This is a genomic window from Aquabacterium sp. (assembly GCF_036279655.1).
Lineage (GTDB): Bacteria > Pseudomonadota > Gammaproteobacteria > Burkholderiales > Burkholderiaceae_C > Aquabacterium.
In genome coordinates this window covers 44,363-54,834 of record NZ_DASUIT010000052.1, presented here as the reverse complement: position 1 = coordinate 54,834, position 10,472 = coordinate 44,363, and the positions used below count along the sequence as shown (strand labels likewise).

The window sequence follows — 10,472 nt, the reverse complement described above, 5'->3', positions numbered from 1 at the left end:
ACCGCCCCGATCCAGGTGGCACCCACCCTCACCCTGGTGGACCCCGACAACACCCAACTGAGCTCAGCCACCGTCCGCATCGCCAGCGCCTATGCCCTGGGTGAGGACGTGCTGCTGTTCACCGACGCCTATGGCATCACGGGTCAATGGGACGTCGATCAAGGTCTTCTGACCCTGAACGGCCTGGCCTCGGTGGAGGACTATCAACTCGCCCTGCGCAGCGTGAGCTATCAGAACCTCAGCGAGGCCCCCGATGCTCAGGCGCGCACCCTCGAACTCCAGGTCAGCGACAGCGGGCTGTCCAGCAACGTGGGAACCTGCACGCTCACGGTCTTGACGCAGCCAGATGCGCCAGTGGTCACACCAGGCGTCAGCCAGATCACCTATGTCGAAAATGCCACACCACTGCAGGTGATGGGCGCGGCACTGCTCATCACCGACGTGGACAGCACAGCCTTGAGTCGAGCGGTGATCACCATCTCCACAGCCTATGTTCAGGGCCAGGACACGCTGACATTCGTCGATCAGGCGGGCATCACAGGCACATGGTCGGAGAACACGGGCACACTCACTCTGTCAGGATATGCGAGCCTGTCGGACTGGCAGGCCGCCCTGCAAAGCATTCGCTATGTCAACAGCAGCGACCGCCCCTCCGAAACCGCCAGAGACCTCACGCTGACCGTGCACGACGGCTCGGTGGACAGCGCCCCTGTCACCTGGCGCCTGGACGTGCAGGCTGTGAACGACACGCCGGTGCTGAGTTCGGATGGCGTCACACCGAGCTACACCGAGAACGCGGCATCCATCGCGGTGGCCGACGGCCTGACGATCAGCGATCTCGACCACGATGTCCTGAGCCAGGCCACGATCCACATCGTTGGCCATGTTCCAGCTCAGGACCTGCTGTCCTTCACGAACTCGGGAGACATCACAGGCCAGTGGGATGCCGATCTCGGCACCCTGACGCTCAGTGGCAATGCTTCCCTGGCCGACTACGAGGCGGCGCTGGCGCTCGTTCGCTACACCAACCTCAGCGATGACCCCGACACCAGCCCTCGCACGATCGAGATCACCGTCAGCGATGGCAGCCTGGCGCAGGGTGCTGTGCTCACCCGCTCCTTGAGCATCACGGCACTGAATGACGCACCGGTCCTCGTGGCCACGGGATCGGGCATCGGCTACCAGGAAAACGCACCCGCCACCGAGGTCTGCCCCGAACTGCAACTCAGCGATGTCGACAACAGCACACTCACTGGCGCCACGGTCTGGATCAGTGCAGGCCACGTGTCTGGGCAGGATGTTCTGAGCGTCGATGCCGGCGCGGGGATCGGCAGCCAGTGGGATGCCGAGGCAGGCATCCTGACACTGTCTGGCAACGCCACCCTGGCCGATTACGAGGCGGCCCTGCGCAGCATCCGCTACGCCAATCTCAGTGAGCAACCGGTGGTGGGCACGCGAACAGTGAGCTTGGAGGTCATGGACGCCAGCGATCCCAGTGCCGTGCTCACGCAGACCATCCTGGTCAGCGCCGTCAACGACTCGCCCGTGGCACAGCCCTCCCAAGGCCAGGCCACGCATCAGGAAAACGCAGCGGGCACCTGGCTGGACACCGGGCTTGTTCTCAACGATGTCGACAACAACACCCTGGTGGGGGCCACCCTGCGCATCACGGGCAACCATGTCCTCGACCAGGACCGGCTGAGCATCGTGACGCAGGGCGGTATCGAATGGCAATGGGATGCGACCTCCGGTACCTTGACCCTGAGCGGATCGGCCAGCGTGGCCGACTACCAGGCCGCCTTGCGCAGCGTGCTCTACCTCAATGACAGCGATGATCCGGACACGGCCAGCCGAACCATCACGCTCGTGCTGGACGACGGCGCTGCGGACAACCCGCTCAGCGACGCCCTTCACTACACGATCGACGTCGTCGCCAGCAACGATGCGCCCACGATCGTGGGCAGCACTGGCACGCTGAACTACCTTGAAAATGGCACGCCCTTGCGCCTGGACGAGCAGATCGACCTCTTCGATCTGGACAATGCCGTGTTGAACAGCGCCACCGTGCGCTTCAGCGAGGGCTACGCTGCGGGGCAGGATGTACTCGCCTTCCAGGATGCCGATGGCATCGTCGGCACATGGCATGCCGACACGGGCACCCTGGTCCTCAGCGGGGTCGCCTCCGTGGCCGACTATCAGCTCGCCTTGCGGAGCATCACCTATGTCAACGGCAGCGACAACCCCAGCGCCGGCACCCGCACCCTGCTGATGTCGGTCAGCGATGGCCAGGCCGCTCACGATGTCAGTACCCCGATCACACGCCAAGTGGTCGTCACCCCCATCAACGATGCCCCCGTGATCACCAGCAGCGGCACCGTCAGCCTGATCTACACGGAAAACAGCGGTGCCGTGTCACTGGGTCGCTCGGTGAGCCTGAGCGATGTGGACAACCTGCTGCTGGAGGGGGCCACGGTCCGCATCGACACGCATTACGTCCAGGGGCAGGACATCCTGGCGCTGCAGTCCCAGGGAGGCATCTCCAGCAGTTGGGATGCCGCGACCGGAACGCTCACCCTGCAGGGCATCGCTTCACTGAGCGACTACCAGGACGCACTGGATCGGATCACCTACACCAACACCAGCGACCACCCCGATGCATCCACACGCACGGTGAGCATCGGTCTCCATGACGGAGAAAGCAGCAGCGTTGCCATGGCTTCTCCGGCCATGGCCTTGAGCATCCTGCCCGTCAACGACGCCCCCGTCATCAGCCTCAACCGTCTGAACATCCAGCAAGGATCTCAAGCCACGCCTGAACTGATCGTGAGCGATGCCGAGCAAACGGCGGGGCAACTGCAACTCACGGCCAGCGCCATGACAGGCGGTCAATTCATCGATCTGACATCTGGTCAGGCGGTGAGCACCTTTACCGTTCAGGAGATCAATGCTGGCACCGTCGTCTTTGTGCACGACGGTTCCGGCACAGTCCCCGGCTACCAACTGACGGTCAGCGACGGCATCGCTGTCACCCTGGCGTCGCCACCCGACGTCACGATGATCCGCAACATTCAGATCAGCGCTCCCGTGAGCACCCCGGAGCCCGGCAGCGACAGCACGGCCCCCCAGGATGAAGCTCCCGTTAGCGAGACGGTCTCCGATGAGGCCACCTCGGCCGCAGCCAATCTGGTAGCCGAGACTCAGGCCGCCCCCCCCAGCGACACCACGGCGCTGCAACGTGACAGCCTGGAGCTGCGCCGCGCCGCGCTGGTCCCACCGCCCGCAGTGGAGTTTTCGATGACCGCCTCCCCTGTGCGCATCAGCATCGAGTCTCAAGCCCGCGTCAGTGGATCGCCCAGCCCTGTGGATGTCCAGATCAGCGACTTCATCTACCGCTGGACAGGCTCCCTGCCGTCAGGGGCCGCAGCCGAGGAGCTCAATCGCAGCCTCAATGCCTTGCGTGAACAGCTGACAGAGCAAGACAACAACCGACAACAGATGATGGTGTCGTCCATCGCACTGACGACCGGTTTATCCATGGGCTACGTGATCTGGTTGCTGCGCGGCGGCGCCCTGCTGGGATCCATGCTGTCGTCCATGCCGCTGTGGGGCATGATCGACCCGCTGCCCATCCTCAACCGGGCCTCGGGCAAGCACGCGCTGGCCGATGGCACGGACGCGGATGCACCACTGGAGCAGCTCTTCGATGGGGAGCACCCGACGCCACCACCGCCCCCTGAGGCCCCCGCCAACCCGACCGGGGAGCAACGCTCATGAGGCGACTGGGCACGCGCTTTTATCTGGCCATGGGGCTGTCGTCCATGATGGTGACCCTGTTGCTGCTGGCATCCTATCTGGGTCTGGTGGCCGACCCCGAACTGCTCCAGCGCACGGAACGCGCCACGCTTGCGGAGGCGCTGGCCGTCATCGGCACCACCCAGCTCAACGAGGACGATCCCGAGCCCCTGGCGCAAAGTCTGCGCACGGCCACCTCCCGCCGAGAGGACGTGCTTTCCGTCGGGGTGCGCCGAACCGATCGGACCCTGCTGCTGACCCAGGGCGACCATGCCACATGGTCCCTGGGCAACACCAGTGCATCCACGGATGAGCAGATCCAGATCCCCTTGTGGCACGCCGATGAACGCTGGGGACAGATCGAACTGCGCTTCACCCCATTGAGACGTCCTGGCTGGCTGGGCTACCTGGACGACCCTCTGATCCGGCTGTCAGCCTTCATGGGCTTGACCAGCTTCGTCGCCTTCAGCCTCTATCTGGGTCGCATGTTGCGGCACCTGGACCCATCCCAGGCCATCCCGGGTCGCGTCCGCTCCGCGCTGGACACCCTGACAGAAGGCCTCATGGTGCTGGATGCACGCGGCTACACCGTGCTGGCCAACCAGTCCCTCGCCCGGATCATGGGCGTGGATGCCGACGCATTGATCGGCAAGTCGGCAGACGCCCTGCCCTGGACCGACCGGGACGGTGCGACCCTGGACCGTCACGGCCTGCCCTGGGTTCAGGCGCTCAAGGAAAAGCAGACCCGACGCAATGTGCTGATGTACCTGACCACGGCGCGCGGACAACGCTACACCTTCCGAGTCAACTGCTCGCCGGTACTGGCCGCCGACAAGGCCCAGGGCGTGCTCATCAGCTTCCAGGACGTCACCGAGCTGGAAGAAAAGGAAGTGGCCCTGCAGATCGCCAAGGAAGAGGCTGTGGCCGCCAACCGGGCCAAGAGCGACTTCCTGGCCAACATGAGCCACGAGATCCGCACGCCCATGAACGCCATCCTGGGCTTCACCGAACTCCTGCGCCGACGCGGAGGCCAATCTCAACCGGTGGAGGAACAACGCCGCCACCTGGACACCATCCATGCCAGTGGTCGACACCTGCTCGAGTTGATCAACGACATCCTGGACCTTTCCAAAGTCGAGTCTGGTCGGCTGGAGCTCGAAAGCGTGCGCTTTGCGCCCCACGAGGTGGTCCATGACGTGATCCACGTTCTGGACGTGAAGGCGCAGGAAAAAGGCATCACGCTGCGGGCCGACCTGCAGGAGGCCCTGCCTGCCACCATCCTGGGCGACCCCGCTCGCCTGCGGCAGATCATCACCAACCTGGTGGGCAACGCCATCAAGTTCACCCGCGAGGGCGAGGTCGTGGTCTCCATGCATGTCGAACGGCACGGCAGCCGCTCTCGCCTGTGCATCGACGTGAGCGACACGGGCGTGGGCATCCCTGCCGACAAGTTCACTTCGGTGTTCGAGCCTTTTGTGCAGGCCGAGTCCTCCACCAACCGGCGCTTTGGCGGCACCGGCCTGGGCCTGACCATCAGCCGACGCTTTGCCCGCGCCATGGGCGGCGACATCACCGTCACCAGTGAGCTGGGCCGCGGCAGCACCTTCCACGTCTGGATCGACCCCGGTGAGCTGAGTGACATCCCCATGCTCGAACCCGCTGCGCTGGCAGACCAGGCATCGCCTTTGCGCGCCCTGCCCACCTCGCGCTGGCGCTTCCCGCCCAAGCACGTGCTGGTGGTCGATGATGGCGCCGAAAACCGTGAACTGGTGCGTCTGGTGCTGGAAGAAACCGGCCTGCAGATCAGCGAGGCCGAAAACGGCCAGGCCGCCCTCGACCAGGTCGCCAGCAAGCCCTTCGATCTGATCCTGATGGACATGCAGATGCCCGTGATGGACGGCGCCACGGCCACGCGCAGATTGCGTGAACTGGGTCACCAGTTGCCCATCCTGGCGCTGACGGCCAATGCCATGAAGGGCTTCGAGCGCGGGCTCGACGATGCCGGATTCACTGGCGTGCACACCAAGCCCCTGAACATCGACGCCCTGCTGGCCGACCTGGGAGAGCGCCTCGGCGGACAGCGCCTGGCCGCCGACGAACCGCCCCCCCCTGAGACATCTGCACTCAAGAGTGGGGCGTCGGGTGCCGACAACCTGTCCATGGGCCCAGCGCCCAAGGCGGGCCCCATGGTCTCACGCTTGTCTCAGCACCCCAAGCTACGCAATGTCGTTCGCAAGTTCATCGATCAGTTCCCCGCCAAGCTGTCCGCCATGGATGCCGCGCTGGAGCAACGCGATCTGGTGCAACTCGCCTCGCTTGCCCACTGGCTCAAGGGCGCAGGCGGCAGCGTCGGCTTCGACGACTATTTCGAGCCCTCCAGAGACCTGGAAAACGCCTGCAAGGCCGGTGACCTCGCTCAGGCAGCGCAATTCATGCAGACCATTCGCTCCCTCGCGTCGCGGATGGTGCTCGACATCGACGACCCCATGCCCCAGACCGTGCTTGCAACCCAGGACAGCCCATGAGCGCCATGCCCCATAACAACCCAGGCCACTGGGAAGAGGCTCGCGTCATGATGGTGGACGACGAGTCCCTGCTCACGGATGTGATCCAGACCCACCTGGAAGATGCTGGCTACACGCGCTTCATCGCCTGCAATGAGCCTCGCGAAGCCCTGGACATCATCCGCTCGCACCGTCCGGACGTGCTGCTGCTCGATCTGATGATGCCCGAGGTGTCGGGCTTCGACATCCTGGAGGCCATGCGCAAGGACGAGGCCCTGACCTTCCTGCCGGTCATCGTGCTCACCGCGGCGAGCGACCCCGCCACCAAGCTCCAGGCCCTGGAAATGGGTGCCACGGAATTTCTCTCCAAACCCGTGGATGCCAGCGAGCTGATCCTGCGGGTGCGCAACACCCTGGCCTTCAAGCAATACCAGGACCGGCTGGCCTATGTGGACCCGGTCACCAACCTGTCCAACCGGCAACGCTTCAACCACCGCCTGGACGACGCCATTGCCAAAGGCCTCCAGCAAGAGAGCACGGTCGGCTTGCTGCACATCTCCTGCGACCAGTTTCGCGAAACGCGCGAAACCCTGGGCGTCCATGCCGCAGACGCCCTGCTCAGGCAGGCCGCCCACCGTCTGGTCGAGCTGGTCGCGCCCAAGGCCGATCCCAGCATGATGAGCCTGCACACCGACTCCATGGATCTGGCTCGCATCGGGGATCAGGACTTTGCCCTGATCCTGCCCGACCTGCCCGAGGCCGAAACCGCCGCTGAAATGGCCAAGCAGGTGCTGTTGCTGCTCAATCGCCCCATCGAGGTGGACGGCCATTCGATCTTCCTGACCCCGGGCATCGGTATTTCCCTGACGCCCACCGATGGGCAACACGCCGAAGCCCTGCTCAAGAGTGCGGACATCGCCTGCGCCAAGGCACGACGGTCCAGCAACAAGACACGCTACGAGTTCTTCTCGGAAGAACTCACGGCGCGCTCGGTGGAGCGCCTGACCCTGGCCAACCAGTTGCGCCGCGCCATCGAACAAAACGAGCTGCGTCTGTACTACCAGCCCAAGGTCTGCATGAGAACGGGGACGATCACCGGCGCCGAAGCACTGGTCCGCTGGGAACACCCGGAACAGGGCCTGCTGCTGCCGGGGCGCTTCATTGCCGTGGCGGAAGAGACCGGCCTGATCGGCGACATCAGCGAATGGGTCATGCGAGAAGCCTGCTTCCAGATCGCGCAGTGGCGATCCCTGGGCCATGTGGACCTCAAGGTCTCGATCAACGTGGCCAAGCCTCATTTCGAGGAAGGCCACCTGTGCCCACGTCTGGAGCAACTGTTGCAGGACACGGGCATCCCGGCCCAGTCGCTGATGGTCGAACTCACGGAAAGCATGCTGGTGCAAGACGCCGCCAGGGCCTTACAGCAAATGAACGACTTGCGTGCCCTGGGCGTGGGCCTGTCGATCGACGACTTCGGCACCGGCTATTCGTCGCTGAGCTACCTCAAGCGCTTCCCGGCCAATGAGCTCAAGATCGACCGCTCCTTCGTGATCGACGTGGCCACCCATGACAAGGACCGCGCCATCGTGCAGACGGTGGTCACCCTGGGCCACAGCCTGGGCATGGACGTGGTGGCCGAAGGCGTGGAAACCGTCGAACAGCACCGCATGCTGCAGCATGTCGGCTGCGACGTCTACCAGGGCTTTTTGTTCAGCAAGGCGGTGCCGCCCGCTGCCTTCGAGGCCCTGGTGAGCCGCAACCGCCGGCCACCGGGCGTGACATCGCACGCCCCCACCGACTGGACCGCGCTGGATCAGGCGCCGTCGGCCACGCAATCCACGTAGTAGCGCTTGCTGCCATCGGGCAGATCTTCGGCCACCAGGCCGTGCACATCCGTGGCGAAACCCGGGAAGGCATCGTTGAAGTCCCGCGCAAACTTCAGGAAATCGACAATCTTCTTGTTGAAGCGCTCGCCCGGAATCAGCAGGGGGATGCCCGGCGGGTAAGGTGTCAGCAGGGCCGTGGTGATGCGCCCCTCCAGTTGTTCAATGTCCACCCGCTCGGTCTGGCGACGCGCGATGCAGGCATAGGCATCCGAGGGCTTCATGGCGGGCTCCAGCCCTGACAGATACACCTCGGTGGTCAGTCGGGCGATGTCACCCTTGGCATAGGCCTCGTGCACGCTCTGGCACAGGTCCTGCAGACCCATGCGTTCATAGCGCGGGTACTTCTTGCAGAAGTCCGGCAGCATGCGCCACAGGGGCACATTCTTGTCGTAGTCGTCCTTGAACTGCTGCAGTGCCGTCAGCATGGTGTTCCAGCGGCCCTTGGTGATGCCGATGGTGAACATGATGAAGAAGCTGTAGAGGCCCGTCTTTTCGACCACCACGCCATGCTCGGCCAGGTATTTGGTGACGATGGACGCAGGGATGCCCGTCTTGGCAAACTTGCCCGACACGTCCAGGCCCGGCGTGATGATGGTGGACTTGATCGGGTCCAGCATGTTGAAGCCATCGGCCAGATTGCCGAAGCCATGCCATTTTTCATTGGCCTTGAGCACCCAGTCCGACGGCTTGCCGATGTCGTCGGCCGCGATCTTGTCCGGGCCCCAGACCTTGAACCACCAATCCTTGCCGTACTCCTTGTCGACCTTGCGCATGGCGCGGCGGAAGTCCAGCGCCTCGCGGATGCTTTCCTCGACCAGCGCCGTGCCGCCTGGGGGCTCCATCATCGCCGCAGCCACATCACAGGACGCGATGATCGCGTACTGCGGTGAGGTGGAGGTGTGCATCAGGTAGGCCTCATTGAAGAGGTTGCGGTCCAGCTTCACGTCCTGAGAGTCCTGCACCAGCACATGCGATGCCTGCGAGATGCCCGCCAGCAGCTTGTGGATGGACTGCGTGGAGTAGACCACGGCCTCCTTGGGGCGCGCGCGCCCCTTGCCCATGGCGTGGTACATGCCGTAGAACTTGTGGAAGGCCGCATGCGGCAGCCAGGCCTCATCGAAATGCAGGTTGTCGATCCAGCCGTCGAGCATGCCCTTGATCGTCTCGGTGTTGTAGAGCACACCGTCATACGTGCTTTGCGTCAGCGTCAGGATGCGGGGCTTGGCCTTCTTGGGGTCCACCCCCTTGAGCAGCGGGTTCTTGGCGATCTTCTTGCGGATGGTCGCGGGTTCGAACTCGCTCTTGGGGATCGGGCCGATGATGCCGAAGTGATTGCGCGTGGGCGTCATGAACACCGGGATGGCCCCGGTCATGATGATGCTGTGCAGGATGGACTTGTGGCAGTTGCGATCCACCACGACGATGTCATCGGGCGCCACGGTGTGGTGCCACACCATCTTGTTGGAGGTGGACGTGCCGTTGGTCACAAAGAAGCAGTGGTCGGCATTGAAGATGCGCGCCGCGTTCTTTTCGGACTCGTAGATCGGGCCGGTGTGGTCCAGCAACTGGCCGAGTTCTTCCACCGCATTGCACACGTCGGCGCGCAGCATGTTCTCGCCATAGAACTGGTGGAACATCTGGCCCACCGGGCTCTTGAGGAAGGCCACGCCGCCCGAATGCCCCGGGCAGTGCCAGGAGTAGGAGCCGTCCTGCGCATAGTCCATCAGCGCCTTGAAGAACGGTGGCGGCAGCGCGTCGAGGTAGCTCTTGGCTTCACGGATGATGTGGCGCGCCACGAACTCGGGCGTGTCCTCGAACATGTGGATGAAGCCGTGCAACTCGCGCAGGATGTCGTTGGGGATGTGCTCGGAGGTGCGCGTCTCGCCGTACAGGTAGATGGGGATGTCGGCGTTCTTGAAGCGGATCTGCTCGATGAACTTGCGCAGATTCAGCACCGCCGGGTCCAGCTCAGGGCCCGGCGTGAACTCTTCGTCGTCGATGGACAAGATGAAGGCGCTGGCGCGGCTTTGCTGCTGTGCGAACTGCGCCAGATCACCGTAACCGGTCACCCCCAGAACCTCCATGCCTTCCTTCTGGATGGCGTCGGCCAGGGCACGGATGCCCAGGCCCGAGGTGTTTTCAGAGCGGAAGTCCTCGTCGATGATGACGATCGGAAAGTGGAAACGCAGCATGGGCCACCCGGCAGCAAAAAGACAGGAAAGCGCGAAGTGTAGAGCGCTTGTGTGGCAACTGCGTACACTTGGCGCAGGAATTGATCATCTGGAGGCGA

4 protein-coding genes are annotated in these 10,472 nt (G+C 63.9%); 3 read left to right on the top strand and 1 reads right to left on the bottom strand.

What is annotated here, in order from left to right:
* The 3 genes from VFW84_RS05935 to VFW84_RS05925 form a co-directional block, all read left to right on the top strand.
* Positions 1-3,774, top strand: a 3,774-nt coding sequence (locus VFW84_RS05935; protein WP_329679518.1) for a cadherin-like domain-containing protein, incomplete at its 5' end; no start/stop codon positions are given.
* Entirely contained in the window at positions 3,771-6,317 is a 2,547-nt protein-coding gene (locus VFW84_RS05930) for a hybrid sensor histidine kinase/response regulator (protein WP_329679517.1), read from the top strand. The genes VFW84_RS05935 and VFW84_RS05930, both read left to right, overlap by 4 nt.
* Positions 6,314-8,140, top strand: coding sequence for a putative bifunctional diguanylate cyclase/phosphodiesterase (locus VFW84_RS05925; protein ID WP_329679516.1), 1,827 nt, complete (start codon positions 6,314-6,316; stop codon positions 8,138-8,140). Before VFW84_RS05930 ends, VFW84_RS05925 begins: the two co-directional genes overlap by 4 nt.
* Here VFW84_RS05925 and VFW84_RS05920 read toward each other — a convergent pair.
* Entirely contained in the window at positions 8,110-10,374 is a 2,265-nt protein-coding gene (locus VFW84_RS05920) for an arginine/lysine/ornithine decarboxylase (RefSeq protein ID WP_329679515.1), read from the bottom strand. The two genes, VFW84_RS05925 and VFW84_RS05920, sit on opposite strands and share 31 nt — an antisense overlap.
* Positions 10,375-10,472: the final 98 nt, after the last annotated feature.

Excerpts from the sequence above, each read along its gene's own strand:
- VFW84_RS05930 (WP_329679517.1), top strand. The coding sequence starts at position 3,771 with ATGAGGCGACTGGGCACGCGCTTTTATCTGGCCATGGGGCTGTCGTCC.
- VFW84_RS05925 (WP_329679516.1), top strand. The coding sequence starts at position 6,314 with ATGAGCGCCATGCCCCATAACAACCCAGGCCACTGGGAAGAGGCTCGC.
- VFW84_RS05920 (WP_329679515.1), bottom strand. The coding sequence starts at position 10,374 with ATGCTGCGTTTCCACTTTCCGATCGTCATCATCGACGAGGACTTCCGC.